This is a genomic window from Pseudactinotalea sp. (assembly GCF_048594945.1).
Taxonomy (GTDB): Bacteria; Actinomycetota; Actinomycetes; order Actinomycetales; family Beutenbergiaceae; genus Pseudactinotalea.
Window position 1 is genome coordinate 1 of record NZ_JBMDXJ010000484.1, and the last position, 13,861, is coordinate 13,861.

Annotated in this window: 10 protein-coding genes; 7 read left to right on the forward strand and 3 right to left on the reverse strand. The window is 69.6% G+C overall.

From position 1 onward, the window contains the following. A partial coding sequence (locus tag ACOJSN_RS21765; RefSeq protein ID WP_420114578.1) for a hypothetical protein occupies positions 1-218 on the reverse strand: 218 nt, incomplete at its 3' end. Between the two features lie 127 nt (positions 219-345). Between ACOJSN_RS21765 and ACOJSN_RS21770 the strand changes: the two genes are divergently transcribed. From ACOJSN_RS21770 to ACOJSN_RS21780, 3 genes are read left to right on the forward strand one after another with little or no spacing between them, the layout of a single operon-like run. Next, entirely contained in the window at positions 346-1,833 is a 1,488-nt protein-coding gene (locus ACOJSN_RS21770; protein ID WP_420114579.1) for an HNH endonuclease, read from the forward strand. A gap of 23 nt (positions 1,834-1,856) precedes the next feature. Then, on the forward strand, positions 1,857-3,266 hold the full coding sequence (locus ACOJSN_RS21775; protein WP_420114580.1) for a glycoside-pentoside-hexuronide (GPH):cation symporter: 1,410 nt from the start codon (positions 1,857-1,859) through the stop codon (positions 3,264-3,266). Continuing rightward, positions 3,263-5,296: a glycoside hydrolase family 13 protein gene (locus tag ACOJSN_RS21780; protein WP_420114581.1), complete on the forward strand. Its 2,034-nt coding sequence runs from the start codon at positions 3,263-3,265 to the stop codon at positions 5,294-5,296. Before ACOJSN_RS21775 ends, ACOJSN_RS21780 begins: the two co-directional genes overlap by 4 nt. Here the strand turns inward: ACOJSN_RS21780 and ACOJSN_RS21785 are convergent. Then, a complete protein-coding gene (locus ACOJSN_RS21785; RefSeq protein WP_420114582.1) occupies positions 5,275-6,045 on the reverse strand; it encodes an SDR family oxidoreductase in 771 nt (256 codons plus the stop codon). The two genes, ACOJSN_RS21780 and ACOJSN_RS21785, sit on opposite strands and share 22 nt — an antisense overlap. A gap of 87 nt (positions 6,046-6,132) precedes the next feature. Here ACOJSN_RS21785 and ACOJSN_RS21790 point away from each other — a divergent pair, with 87 nt between their 5' ends. Genes ACOJSN_RS21790 through ACOJSN_RS21800 form a run of 3 tightly spaced genes read left to right on the forward strand, consistent with a single transcriptional unit; the run spans position 6,133 to position 9,118 of the window. Continuing rightward, positions 6,133-7,326, forward strand: a complete 1,194-nt coding sequence (locus ACOJSN_RS21790; RefSeq protein WP_420114583.1) for a DUF418 domain-containing protein — start codon at positions 6,133-6,135, stop codon at positions 7,324-7,326. Beyond that, complete coding sequence (locus tag ACOJSN_RS21795; protein ID WP_420114584.1) at positions 7,323-8,504, forward strand: sensor histidine kinase; 1,182 nt, start codon at positions 7,323-7,325, stop codon at positions 8,502-8,504. Before ACOJSN_RS21790 ends, ACOJSN_RS21795 begins: the two co-directional genes overlap by 4 nt. Beyond that, entirely contained in the window at positions 8,501-9,118 is a 618-nt protein-coding gene (locus ACOJSN_RS21800) for a response regulator (protein WP_420114585.1), read from the forward strand. The genes ACOJSN_RS21795 and ACOJSN_RS21800 overlap by 4 nt, the downstream gene beginning before the upstream one ends. A 2-nt stretch (positions 9,119-9,120) precedes the next feature. On the opposite strand, the gene ACOJSN_RS21805 is transcribed toward ACOJSN_RS21800, so the two are convergent. Next, positions 9,121-9,594, reverse strand: coding sequence for a DUF456 domain-containing protein (locus tag ACOJSN_RS21805; protein ID WP_420114587.1), 474 nt, complete (start codon positions 9,592-9,594; stop codon positions 9,121-9,123). A gap of 165 nt (positions 9,595-9,759) precedes the next feature. Between ACOJSN_RS21805 and ACOJSN_RS21810 the strand changes: the two genes are divergently transcribed. After that, positions 9,760-13,860 carry an Ig-like domain-containing protein gene (locus ACOJSN_RS21810; RefSeq protein WP_420114586.1) on the forward strand — a complete coding sequence of 1,367 codons (4,101 nt, stop codon included), beginning with the start codon at positions 9,760-9,762 and terminating at the stop codon, positions 13,858-13,860. The last annotated feature ends 1 nt before the right edge of the window (position 13,861 follow it).

Below are 13,861 nucleotides of genomic sequence, written 5' to 3' on the forward strand. Positions count from 1 at the left end.
ATGATCAACAGCTGCCCGCCGGAGTGGGTGACCGCCTGCCGCTGCGGCGGGTTCAGACCCTCGACCAACGCGTCGGCGACCAACGAGCCCTGCTCCGCTCCGCCGTCGGGCTGCTCGTCTTCACGAGGCGGCATGACCCGGGGCAGGTGGGACTCGACATCGGGGCGCGGAGCGCCACTGAGGCCAGGAAGCGGAAGGTCGCTGAAGAGTGAAGTCATCGCGCCGCCAGCCTAGAGGCCACGTCCGACGACGGCGGCCCGGCCTTGGTCTGTTGTGGCTCTTGACAGGCCGCCACAACTAGTGTTGTATTGGCACATACGTTCGACGAAGAAGCAGGAGGCGGAGATGAGCACCACAGTTCCCCCTGCCTCTGCTGCGCGGAGTGCGGTCCCGATGGAGCCCGCGGAGGTGGCGGATCTGCTTGCGTCGGCTCGCGAGGTCGTCGCGGTGCTGGGAGCGGCAGCCGTCGGGGGTATCGAGCAGACGCTCGGGCCCGAGGGTGGCAACCCGGATGGTGCCGAGCTTGTCGACCTCATCTCCTCGTTGGAGGACCTCACCGCAGCGGCGGCCGCTCTGCAGGCGCGCGCCGCCATGGAGCTGGACAAGACCCGGCGCGCCCACGAGGCCCGCCAGGACGTCCCCGCTCGGCGGCGCGGCCGGGGCGTGGCGGCCGAGGTGGCGCTCGCCGCTCGAACCTCGTTGGCGCGCGGGAGCACGCTGCTCGGTTTCGGCAAGGCGCTCTGTCTCGAGATGCCGCACACCCTGTCTGCGCTCGCCGGTGGGCGCCTGTCCGCGTGGCGGGCGATGCTGCTCGTCAAGGAATCGGCATGTCTGCCGGCGCCGGAGCGGGTGCGCATGGACCGGGAGCTGTGCGAAGACCCTGAGCGCCTGGCGGGCCTGGGCGACCGGCAGGTCGGCGGTGCGGCACGTGCATGGTGCGCTGCGCAGAACCCGGCTGCGGTCGTGGAGCGACAGCGCCGCGCCGAGTCGGAACGGCGGGTCACGCTGCGCCCGGCCCCGGACACCATGACCTACCTGACCGCCCTGCTGCCCGTGGCAGAAGGCGTCGCTGCGTACAAGGCGCTGACCGAGCAGGTCGATGCCGCCCGGGCCGCTGGACCGGCCGAGGCAGGCGAGACGCCGCGATCGCGCGGACAGCTGATGGCCGATGCGCTGGTGGCCACGCTCACCGGTTGTGCACCGGGCGAGCGGCCGCCGGTCCTCGTGAATCTGGTGATGACCGACCGTGCCCTGTTCTCCGGCGACAGCGATGCCGCGGAGGTGCCGGGCTACGGCCCGGTCCCCGCAGCCTGGGCCAGAGACCTGGTCCGTGACAGCACGCAGGCGTGGGTCCGCCGGCTCTACACCTCCCCGAGCACCGGCGCGCTGGTGGCGATGGACTCCCGCAAGCGCACCGCGCCCGCCGGCCTCGCCGCCTTCATCGAGCTCCGCGACCACGCCACCTGCCGGGTGGCCTGGTGCGACGCCCCCGGTCGCCACATCGACCACGCGGACCCGGCAGCGAACAGCGGCTGCACCAACGGCGTCAACCAGCAGGTCACCTGCGAGGCGCACAACTACGCCAAGCAGGCGCCGGGGTGGTCCGCGATCGGCCCGCCGAGCCCGACCTCGAGCAGGGTGGCCGACCACGCACCGCACCGGATCGAGACGACCACGCCCACCGGGCACAGATACGTCAGCACGGCCCAGCCGCCGGGGCATCAGCCAGCGCGGCGTCCCGCCACCGGCACCTGGCCGCGGCGACTACACACCCGTCCGCGCGGATCACCAGGCGAACGCGCCCTCGCCGAGGCACTCGCGCGCGCCGCGTGACCGAGGCTGGCAGACTGCGGCTCGTGACCAGCCCCCAGGCCGTCGGAGCCGACGCGCCGGCGCACCGACGCAACATCTGGGGCTTCGGGCTCGGCACCCTGGGCCGCGACATGGTCGCTGCGCTGGTGACGATGTTCCTGATGGTCTACCTCACCGAGGTGGTCCAGGTGTCGAACAGCACGCTCGGCGCGATCACCGTGGTGCTGGTGCTGATGCGGCTGTTCGATGCGGTCAACGACCCCGTGATGGGTCTGATCGTCGACAACACACGCACCCGGTGGGGCAAGTTCAAGCCGTGGATCGCGATCGGCGCTCTGGCGTGGGCGGGCGCGACCGTGCTGATGTTCTCGGACTGGGGGCTCAGCGGCGCCGCGTTCGTGGCCGCGTTCATCGGCGTCTACCTGCTGTGGGAGGTCGCGTACACGGTCAACGACATCTCCTACTACGGCATGCTGCCCTCGCTCTCGCGGGACCAGACCGAGCGTGAACGGATCGGCGTCGTGGCCCGCGTATGCGCGAACATCGGCCTGTTCTCGCTGGTGGTCGCGCTGGTCCCCGTGACCTCGGCGCTGGAGCACGCGCTCGGGTCGGCCCAGCAGGCGTGGTTCGTGCTCGCGATCGGCGTCGCCGCGATCATGCTCGCCTTCCAGGCGATCACGCTGGTCGCGACCCGCCAGCGGGTCGGAGCGGTCGTACCGGAGCCGACACCGCTGCGGGACCTGCTCGCGGTCGTCGTCCGCAACGACCAGCTGCTCTGGGTCACGCTGGCGATGGTGGCGTTCATGGCCGGGTACACACTGACCACCAGCCTCGGCCTGTACTTCTTCACCTACATCTACGGCGACGCCGGCATGTACTCGGTCTTCGCCGCGATCCTCGGGCTGACGCAGCTCGCCGGCCTGCTGGCGTTCCCGCTGGTGTCGAAGCGCCTCAGCAGGCGCGGGATCCACCTGCTCGCGACCGTGCTGTGCGCCGTGGGCTACGGCGTGTTCCTGATCTCCGGCACGTCGATGCCGGTGATCGGCCTCGCTGGCGTGCTGCTGTTCAGCGGCCAGGCCTTCATCCAGCTGCTCATGATGATGTTCATCGCCGACTCGGTGGAGTACGGCCAGTGGAAGCTCGGGCGCCGCAACGAGTCGGTCACCTTCTCGCTGCAGCCCTTCATCTACAAGGCGTCGAGCGCGCTGGCCAGCGGCGGCGTGGGCCTGACGCTGATCCTCTCCGGCGTCAACGAGGCCGAGACGGCCGCCGACGTCACCACCGGCGGCGTCGCGGTCTTCAAGCTCGCGATGATGGGCGTCCCGCTCGCCCTGGTGGTCCTCAGCTGGCTGGTGCTCGCTCGCAAGTACCGCCTGGATGAAGGCACGTACGCAGGGATCATCGCCGACCTCCGCAGCCGCGAGAGCGCCTCACTCACCGAGGAACGCCGATGAGCGCTGAGCACGACCCCCGGCTGAGGGAGATCTACGCCCACCCCGTGGGCAGGGACGCGATCGACCGGCTGCTGCTGCAGATCGGCCGCTCGCCGCGGTGGGTCACCAACCCGTTGGCCGCGACCATGCGGCTGAGCACTCTGGCCCGGCTCGCCAAGCCGGTTCTCGGCGATCGCTTCGCGCCCTCGCTGCTGGAGGTGCTCGCCGATCACGACGACGCACCCACCTCGACGCCCGCCGTCGTCACGTCCGCCGAGCAGCCGTGGTGGACTCGCGCGGTCTTCTACCAGGTCTACCCCCGATCCTTCGCGGACTCCGACGGCGACGGCGTGGGCGACCTTCGTGGGGTGCTGTCACGTCTGGATCACCTCGCCGATCTCGGTGTCGACTGCCTGTGGCTGTCGCCGATCTTCGACTCGCCGAACGAGGACATGGGTTACGACGTGCGCGACTACCGCGCGGTCATGGCCGAGATGGGCACGCTGGCCGACCTCGACGAGCTGATCGCGGCCTGCCACGAGCGCGGCATGCGGATCATCCTCGACCTGGTGGTCAACCACACCTCCGCCGAGCACGCGTGGTTCCAGGCCGCCGTCGCCGATCCCGAGGGCCCCTACGGCTCCTACTACCACCTGCGGCCGGGGCGACCGGGTGAAGACGGCACCGGCCCACCTCCGAACAACTGGACCTCGTTCTTCAGCGGCAGCGCGTGGCGCTGGATCCCGCAGGCGCAGCGGTGGGCGCTGCACCTCTTCGCACCCGGTCAGGTGGACCTGCGGTGGGAGGAGCCGCAGGTGCGCGCCGAGGTCGCCGACATCGTGCAGTGGTGGCGGGCACGCGGCGTCGACGGCTTCCGGCTCGACGTCATCAACTACATCTCGAAGCGCCCAGACCTACCCGACGGCAACGAAGCGATCGGAGCCCTGCTCGGGTTCCCCGGAATCGAGCACTACTTCTTCGGCCCGCGGCTGCACGAGTACCTGCGCGACCTTCGCACGCACGGCTTCACCCGCGCCCCCCATGCGCCGGCACCCCCCTCGACCGCGCGTGAGCGCCACCCCGACGGCACCCTCGGCGAGCCCCTCCCACCCGACGCGGTGGGCGTGATGGTGGGCGAGACACCCGGCGTCGGGGTGGAGATGACGAGACTGCTCGCCGGCACCGACCGCGGCGAGCTCGACCTGGTCTTCAACTTCGACGTGCTCGACAACCCCGGCAAGACCCGTTGGGACGACTACCGCTACGACCTCGGCTACCTGAAGGATCACTACCTGGACTACCTCGAGCGCGTCGGCCACGACGCCCGGATCGCTCTGTTCCTCGACAACCATGACAACCCGCGGATGCTGTCCAAGGTGCTCGGGCCGCGCGCGCACGAGCCCGCGCTGCGCAGCTCACTCGCGAAGGCGTTGGCAACGATCCAGCTGATGCTGCCCGGCACGCCCTTCCTCTACCAGGGACAGGAGATCGCGGCGGTCGACCAGGACTTCACCTCGGCGGCCGAGCTCCGGGACGTGGAGTCACTGAACCGGCTGGCGCAGCTGCGCACGGAGGGACTGAGCGAGGAGGAGGCCCTAGCGCGCGTGCTGCCCGGTGCCCGCGACCACGCACGGGTGCCGATGCGCTGGTCGCCCGGCCCCGGCGCGGGCTTCAGCACCGGGTCCCCATGGCAGCCGGCGAGCGAGGCCTCGGTCGGGTTCACGGTCGCCGAGCAGGTCGACGACCCCGATTCGGTCCTCGGTTTCTACCGCCGCCTGATCGCGCTCAGGCGCGCCGAGCCCGCCCTGTCCGGCGGCGGCATGCGGGTGCTGGCACGGCGGTCCCGCACCTACTTCGGCTGGGTCCGCAGCGACGCCGCCGGGGACTGGCTGATCGAGGTGAACCTCACCGACCGCACGATCCGCCGCCCCCGCGGGCTGCCGCACGCCGAGGGCGTTCTCGGCTCCGCCGGTCTGCGCCGCGGGGCCACGATGGCGCCGTACGAGTGCGTCGTCGCTTGCGTGTCCGCTCATCCCAGCAGCAGCGACTGAGCACCGTCCACGAACATCTCGGTGCCGGTGATGTGCCCGGCGGCGTCGGAGGCGAGGAACGCGATCGCCTCGGCGATCTGCTGCGGCTGGGCCGGGGTGGACCCGGTGAGCGGAATATCGCCGCGGGGGAAGTCGACCGGGATCCTGACGTCCTCGTTCTGGATGTCGGTGTTCGCGGCGATCCCGGTCACGGTGGACCCCGGGCACACCACGTTGACGCGGATCCCGCGTGGCCCCAGCTCGACCGCCAGCATCTTGGCGAGCGCGACCTGACCGGCCTTCGACGCCGAGTACGCGCTCGCGCCCGTGTTGGAGAACACCCGACTGCCGTTGACAGAGGACGTCACCACCACCGACGCGCCTCGCCGGAGGTGCGGCGATGCAGCCTTGATCGTGATGAACGTGCCGGTGAGGTTGACGTCGATCGTGGTGCGGAAGTCCGCCACGCTCAGCCGGTCGATGCCCGCCCAGGTGCCGTTGATCCCCGCGTTCGCGACCACGGTGTCGAGCCGCCCGTACCGCTCGATCGTGCTCTGCACGGCCTGCCCGACGGCGGTCTCGTCGGTGATGTCCGCCGGCGCCACGAGGGCGTCGCCGCCGTGGGCGCGGATGGTCTGCGCGACCACGTCGAGATCCTCACCGGGTCGACCCACGAGACTCACCGCGGCGCCGCGGGCGGCGAGCAGCCGCGCCGCCGCCTCGCCGATCCCCGAACCCGCGCCCGTGACCAGCGCAACCATGCCCTCCATGGGGTTCCTCCCGCCGTCGTGAAGGAAACCTACCCTCCCCCGATCCGTGGATGGCAGCCCCGCACGAGGACTCCTAGCGTGCTGAGCATGACCACCACGAGAACCCCTGCAGCACGGCCCACGAGCACCGCGAGATCCCCCGCCCCCGACCTGGCGCGCGGCGCCATGCTGGCCGCCATCGCCCTCGCGAACGTGATGGTCTACCTCTTCGACCGCCCCTACGGGCTGCGTCACCACATCATCGAGGACGGGCTGACGAACCAGGTGGTCACGGCTGTGCTGACGGCGACGGTGGATGCCCGCGCCTACCCGATGTTCGCCGTGCTCTACGGGTACGGCCTCGCCCGCATCGCCGCCAGCAGAACCGCACGCGACTGGCCGCCCGCCCAGGTGCGTTCCTACCTCCAACGGCGCAGCGTCGGTCTGATCGTCCTCGGCGCCACGCACGCGTTGCTCGCCTTCTCAGGCGACATCCTCGGCTGGTACGGGCTGCTCGGGCTGCTGCTCGCGGGCGCGTCGACGCGCTGGTCCGACCGCCGGCTGGTGCTTACTGCTCTCGTCGCGCTGCCACCGGCGGCGCTCGTGCAGGGCGTGATCTACTCCGACCCGACCGTGCGCCACGATCGCGGCGTGTTCTGGTCGATGGCGATCGAGGAGCCGCTGAGCGCTGCGCTCTGGCGCAGCATCGAATGGCTGATGGCCCCATTCGGGCTGCTCGCGGTCGCCGCCGCGCTGCTCGTCGGGGTGGTCGCCGGCCGCCGCGACCTGCTCTCCGATGTGATGTCCCGACGGCGGAGTCTGGGTCTGGCGACGTTCGTCGGGATCGCGATCGGCTGGCTGGGTGGTCTGCCGATGGCGCTCGCGACCGCGCACCTCGTCCAGCTGCCGCCGGGGTCCGAGCTGTGGTTCTCGACCCTGCACATCTTCTCCGGCGTCTCGTGCGGTCTGGGCTACGCGGCGCTGGCCGGGTGGCTGTGCAGTCACGCCACATTCGTCAGATCCGCCCCCGCTCGTGCGCTGCGGGCCACCGGGGCTCGCTCGCTCACCTGCTACCTCGCGCAGTCCGTGGTCTTCGCGGCAGTGCTGCCGGCCTGGTCGCTGGGGCTCGGTGCCACGCTGGGCTCCGCCTCCGCTGCCGGGCTGGCGCTGCTGACCTGGCTCGTGACCGTGATCCTGGCGGTGCTGCTCGAGCGCCGCGGCACCCAGGGCCCGGCGGAGCGGCTGCTGCGCTGGTTCACGAGGGCGCGCCCTTGGCCCCGTGCTGCGACGATCGTCCGATGACGCGACACGAGGCCTCCCTGCCGGTCACCCGGCTGTGGCTCGCGCTGCCCTACCTGTTGGTCGTGGCGTCCGCGATCCTGACCGTGGCCCGCGGCCCGGAGGCTCAGCTGCCAGTGATCCTCGCACTGTGTGTCGGGGTGCTGATCTGGCACACGTGGTGGGCGGTGCTGCATCCCGACTGGCTGGAGCACCGCACGGCTCCGATGCTGGTCTACTTCGTGGGGATGCTCGCGGGATCGGCGTGGCTGTTTCACCTCTCCTTCAGCTTCATGCTGCTGTACCTGGTGTGCTTCGCGCTGGCATTCGTGGCGCTTCCCGGTCCGTGGGCCTACCTCGGGGTGGGTCTGACCGTGGGAGCCATGCTGCTGATCACGAGCTCGCTCTCGGCCAGCGTGGAGAACGTCGTGGTCACGCTGGCGGGCGGCGTGGTCACGATCGTTGCGGGCTGGTCGATCCGTACGGTCGAGACCGAGTCGGCCGGGCGACGCGCCGCGCTCGCCGACCTGGAGCAGGCGCTGGCGGCCAACACCGCGCTGCAGGCAGAGCTGGTGGAGACCGCGCACCAGCAGGGCATCGCCCGCGAACGAACGCGGATTGCCGCCGAGATTCACGACACGCTCGCCGCCGACCTGGCCGGGGTCGTCGCCCAGCTCGAGGCCCTGGCCGTGGAGCTCCGTGAACCCCGCACGGCGGCGCGCGTCACGCGGAGCCTCGACGTCGCGCGCACGGCGCTGCAACAGGCGCGGACCTCGGTGACGAGCATGCGTCTCCACACTCCTGGCGACGGCCTCGCCGACGCGATCGACCGGCTGGTGCGACGCTCCGCCGCGACCAGCGCGACCGAGGTGAGTTTCGCCGTCGACGGCGACACCGATGAGATTCCGGACGCGACCGCGGACGCGTTGATGCGGGTGACCGGGGAAGCGCTGCGCAACGCGCTGCGTCATGCAGACGCGGGATCGGTCGTGGTCACGTTGTCCTTCCTCGGTGAGGCGGTGACCGTGCACGTCGTCGACGACGGCCGAGGCTTCGATCCCGAGGCGACCGAGGGCAACGGCTTGGCGATCGTCGGCCAGCGGCTGGCCGAGGTGGGCGGCCGGCTGGAGATCTCCTCCACACCGGGATCCGGGACCACGCTGACGCTGATCGCACCGCTCGGCGCAGGAGCGATCTCGTGATCCGGGTCGTCGTGATCGACGACCACCCCGTGGTGCGTGACGGCGTCCGGGGGCAGCTGGCGAGCAGCCCGGACATCGCGGTGGTCGGCGAGGGAGCGAGCGTCGCGGAGGGGATCGCGGTCCTGGCGCGCACGGACTGCGATGTGCTGCTGGCGGATCTGCGGCTTCCCGATGCACCTCCCGGGGGCCTGGTCCGCGCCGCTCGATCGGCCCATCCCGACCTCGTGATCATGGTGCTGAGCACCTATGCCACCAGCGCCGATGTCCGCACGGCCTTCGACGCCGGAGCCGACGGCTATCTCGTGAAGGACGCCGGCCGGGTCGAGCTGCTCGACGCGGTGCACAGCGCCCGGCGGGGGCACCGGCTGCTCGGTCGCTCGGTCCCCGATCCCGGAGCCGGACCGAGCTCCCCGAGCCCACGTGAGCTGCAGGTCCTCGAGCTCGTCGCGTCCGGGATGACGAACCGGCAGATCGCGAGCCGGCTTCGGCTGGGCGAGGCGACGGTCAAGACCCATCTGCAGCACGTCTGCGCGAAGCTCGGTGCGGTGGACCGCGCCTCTGCGGTGGCTGCGGGATACCGAACCGGGCTGCTGCAGCCGCCGTTCGGCAGCTGACCTCAGGTCAGCGTGATCGCCACCGCCCACGCACCGACGGCCACCATCGCACCAGCGAGCTCGACCAGGATCGTGATGCCGGTCGCCTTGAGCGCCGCCTTCGTGGCCGCCCACGCGCGGCGGCGGTCGCGCAGCCGGAGCTGCTCGGCGGCGTAGACGCCGAGCACGAACAGCAGCGGCAGCCCGATCACCGGGATCACGAAGAACCCGATCACGCCGGCGATACCCCCGACCACCAACGTGCGGTTCGGCACCTGCGCCTTCTTGAGTCCACGACCCGCGAGCAGGTACTTGCCCACGCCGGCCGCGACGGCCGCCAGCACCGCGATCCCGAGCACTGCCCAGCCGGTCCCGCTCTGTGTCTCGGTCGTCCACAGCAGGATCCCCCCGAGCACCAGCAACGTGCCCGGCAGCACCTGCACCACCACGCCGAGCAGGCCGACGAGCATGATCGCTGCGCACAGCAGCTCGAACATGGTCACGAGGTCAGTGTGCCAAGCGTGCGATCCCTGATCGGCGTCCATCACTCGAGACTCTAAGTTCCCTCGATTATCGATTAGTGATAGCGTCACTCTCGCTGTCGGTTCCGCCCGGAATCGGGTCAACGACGATCGCCACTGCCCGTGGCCAGAAAGGTCGCCATGTCAGCGATGCTCAGGCGCCTGCTCGCGCTGTTCACCACGATCACACTTGGGCTGCTCGGGATGTTCCTCCCGGCGCACGCCGATGCCGAACCACTGACGCTGTACGTCGCCCCGAACGGCGACGACTCCTCCCCCGGCTCGGTCGACCAACCGTTCGCCACGCTGGAGGGCGCACGCGACGCGATCCGCGCCCTCCGCTCCGAGGGTGACCTCTCCGGGGGCCCGGTCACGGTCTACCTACGCGAGGGCACGTACCCGCGCACCCAGAGCTTCGAGCTCGGCGCCGAAGACTCCGGCACGGAGGATGCGCCGATCACGTACGCCTCCTACCCAGGCGAGACCGCGCGGCTCACGGGCGGCATCGAGCTCGATCGAGCGGGCTTCGCTCCCGTCACCGACAGCGCGGTGCTCGAACGGATCGTCGACGTCGACGCACGCGGCACCGTGCTGCAGCTCGACCTCGGCGCAGCAGGCATCACCGACTACGGCGACCTGAGCCGCCACGGCTACTGGTACGCCAATGATCTCAGCGAGATCCCGCCCATGGAGCTCTATGTCGACGGCGAGGGCATGACGCTGGCGCGCTGGCCCAACAACGACACCGTGCAGATGAACGAGATCATCGACGTCGGCCCCACTCGCGAAGACGATGATCTCCACGAGCGTGGCGGCACCTTCTCCTTCACCTACGACCGACCTCAGTACTGGGCACAGGCAGAGGACATCTGGATGGACGGTATCTTCGGCTACTCGTGGGAGTGGTCGTACAACAAGGTCGCCTCGATCGACCTCGAGACCAACCAGCTGACGATGCGCTACGGCGAGATGTCGGGTCTGATGAAGACCTGGTTCGAGGACTTCCACCACTTCGAGAACCTGCTGGAGGAGCTCGACTCGCCCGGTGAGTACTACGTCGACCGCGACGCCGGGATGCTGTACTTCCAGCCCAACGCCGGCTTCGAGCACGGCACCGGTGCGGTCACCGTGTCGATGCTGTCAGAGCCGATGCTGCGCACGGACGGCGCCTCGCACGTCGTGTTCGACGAGCTCGTGCTGCAGTACGGCCGCGCACTCGCCGCGGTCATCCTCGGCGGCGAGGGCGTGACGATTTCCGCCACCGACATCCGCAACTTCACCGATGGCGGCGTCTACATCAACTCGCCCGGTCGCTACACCTACGACGGCATCCCGGTGAATCGGGGCGGGACCGACCACACGGTGGTGGACTCGCACCTCGAGCACATCGGCGGCGTCGCCGTCGTGCTCCAGGGAGGCGACTCCACACTGCTGACACCCGGTAACAACCAGGTGGTCAACAGCCACATCCACGACTTCGCGTACTACCACCAGGCCTACAACCCGGGCGTGATGCTCGACGGCGTGGGTAACGTCGTGCGGAACAGCGAGATCCATGACGCCCCGCACCCGGGGATCATCGTGCACGGCAACGATCACCTGATCGAGCGCAACGAGATCTACGACATCTGCAAGAGGTTCCAGGATCTCGGCGCGATCTACATGAACGCAGGTGCCACGCCGCAGCAGCGAGGCACCATCATGCGGGGCAACTACTTCCACGACACCGGCATCGGCCGCCTCGGCGTGGAGGGTATCTACCCGGACAACCTGACGATGGGTCTGACCATCGAGGGGAATTACTTCTACCGGATGGGCAACGACGCGATCAAGGTTGGCTCGGGCTCCTACATCACCGCCCGGAACAACGTCTTCGTCGACACCTTCATCCCCTTCAACAACTACGAGATGTGGATGGGCGACGAAGAGGGCAACAAGGTCGACACCGACTACATGCCCACGTGGATCGAGCTGTTCGAGCAGAACAACGACTTCATCGACACCCCTTACGGCGAACGCTACCCGGAGCTGCTGACGTTCTTCGAGGAGAATCACTACTACCCGGATACCAACGTCTTCGAGAACAACGTCACGTGGAACCCGGGCCTGGCCCGCTCCGGCGACGTCAATGCCGAGGGCGCCCGGGACGTCCTCGACCTGCTCAACTACGGCGACAACTGGGTCACCGAGACCGACCCGGGATTCGTCGACGCGAGCAGTGCTGACTTCACATTCACCGACGATGCTCCGGTGTTCGAGCAGATCCCCGGATTCGAACCGACGCCGTTCGGTGAGATCGGGACGCAGGGCACGGTGGGCCATCCCTCCTCGCCCACGCAGATCGATGTCTCCGGTGTCTACCTTCCGGCCGCGCAACTGACGCTCCCGCTGGGTGCCTCGCAGCCGTTCGCGGCGCAGGTGGTGCCGTGGAACGCCTCCGAGATCGGCGTGACCTACGTGAGCAGCGACCCGGCGACCGTCGAGGTCGACGCCGCGGGCACGGTGACCGCTCTGGCACCCGGCGAGGCGAGTGTGACCGCGACATCGGTGGCGGACGCCACGATCGTCTCCGAGTCCCGGGTCGTGGTGGTGGAGGGTGACGGCATCCTTCACTTCACGGACTTCGAGTCCGGGGGCAACGACTGGCCCGTGGACCCGAACCGCAGCATCGTGGCGGACGCGGATGGCAACCACGTGTACCGGATCCTCAACGGCGCCAACAGCCAGCACCCTCGGCCCTTCGGTGAGTACACGCTCCGGTTCCAGCTGACGACGCCGGAGGACATGCCCGATGGCGGCGTGCTCGTGATCTACGACCGCGCCGGCAGCAACCCCGGCGGCTTCATCGAATTCCGGCAAGATGCGACCGCGCCGCGCTGGCGGATCTACGACTCCGGCTGGGGTGTGCTGCAGGAGGCCGTGCTGACTCCCGAGCAGGCACTCTCCCCGGCCACGAGCTACGAGGTCTCGATGACTGCAGCCGCGACCGGCATCACGGTCGCCGTCGACGGCACCGCCGTCGTATCGGGGCCGAACCCGAACCCCGGCGCCTCGGGCAAGGTCGGGTTCTACGTCTCGACCTTCAGCCATCTCGACGTCGACGACGTCACGTTCTCGCTGGTCCGCAGCGCACCGGAGTCGATCACCATCGAGGAGACCGACGTCGTACTCGCCGCCGGCGGCAGCCGTCAGCTGACCGCGACGCTCGCGCCGAGCGATGCCAGCGCCTCGCTCACGTGGGAGTCGGCTGACCCGGAGGTCGCCACGGTCGATGCACTCGGTCGCGTCCGAGCAGTCGCTCCGGGGACCACCACGGTGACCGTCACCGTGGCCGAGGATCCGACACTGAGCGCACGCGTCGCCGTCGAGGTGATCGAAGGCGAGTACGTGGTCACGAACCTGACCGACGAACTCACCGACGCCGCCGGCTGGGTCGGTGACGACATCGCCGACTTCGACAGCGGCACGCTGCGTGTCACGAGCGAAGGCGTGATCGGCTACGAGGGCGCCACCTACGCCGATGGGCTGCTCCGCTTCAAGGCGGACTTCGGCGCCTTCGACGGCGGCTGGTACGGCTTCGCCGTCCGGTCCGACCGTGCCGGCACACCGAGCTGGGTGGGCAGCAACAAGGGCTACCTCGTGGTGATCAAGGAGGATGTCATCGAGATCCAGAGCTGGCGACCCGGCCAGAGCATGCTCGACGTCATCCCGAACACCGCAGTCGCAGCCGACAGCGCGCACGTCATCGAGTTCGGCACCATGGCAGGCGAGGCAGGCATGGAGGTCGTCCTCCGCGTCGATGGTGCGACACTCTGGAGCGGGCTCGACACCGGGACCGGTGCCGCGATCGCCGAGGCCGGGCACCTCAACGTCTACCACTACGCCGAGGCCAACGCGCTGACGCTCACACCGGCAGCTGACGATGTGCCGGAGCCACCCGAGCACGAGACCGATGTCGACCTCCGGGTCAGCGTCCGCTCGCAGTGCTGGGACGATCAGGCGGTGGTGGCGGTGCACGCCGTCAACCAGACCGACCTGCCAGCAGACATCCGACTGACCACCCCGTTCGGTGACAAGAAGTTCACCGGGGTGCAGCCGGGCGCCGCCGTCTACCACGGGTTCACCACGGGGACCGCCTCGGTCGTCAGCGGCGATGCCACCGTGGCGGGTTACTCCTGGCACGTCGATCACGGCCACTACGAGCGGTACACCGTCAGCTACGAAGCGGCCAGCTGCGGCTGAC

What these genes read in the sequence shown, in the direction of transcription:
- ACOJSN_RS21770 (WP_420114579.1), top strand. Translation starts at nt 346, where the DNA reads ATGAGCACCACAGTTCCCCCTGCCTCTGCTGCGCGGAGTGCGGTCCCG.
- ACOJSN_RS21780 (WP_420114581.1), top strand. Translation starts at nt 3,263, where the DNA reads ATGAGCGCTGAGCACGACCCCCGGCTGAGGGAGATCTACGCCCACCCC.
- ACOJSN_RS21785 (WP_420114582.1), bottom strand. Translation starts at nt 6,045, where the DNA reads ATGGAGGGCATGGTTGCGCTGGTCACGGGCGCGGGTTCGGGGATCGGC.
- ACOJSN_RS21790 (WP_420114583.1), top strand. Translation starts at nt 6,133, where the DNA reads ATGACCACCACGAGAACCCCTGCAGCACGGCCCACGAGCACCGCGAGA.
- ACOJSN_RS21795 (WP_420114584.1), top strand. Translation starts at nt 7,323, where the DNA reads ATGACGCGACACGAGGCCTCCCTGCCGGTCACCCGGCTGTGGCTCGCG.
- ACOJSN_RS21805 (WP_420114587.1), bottom strand. Translation starts at nt 9,594, where the DNA reads ATGTTCGAGCTGCTGTGCGCAGCGATCATGCTCGTCGGCCTGCTCGGC.
- ACOJSN_RS21810 (WP_420114586.1), top strand. Translation starts at nt 9,760, where the DNA reads ATGTCAGCGATGCTCAGGCGCCTGCTCGCGCTGTTCACCACGATCACA.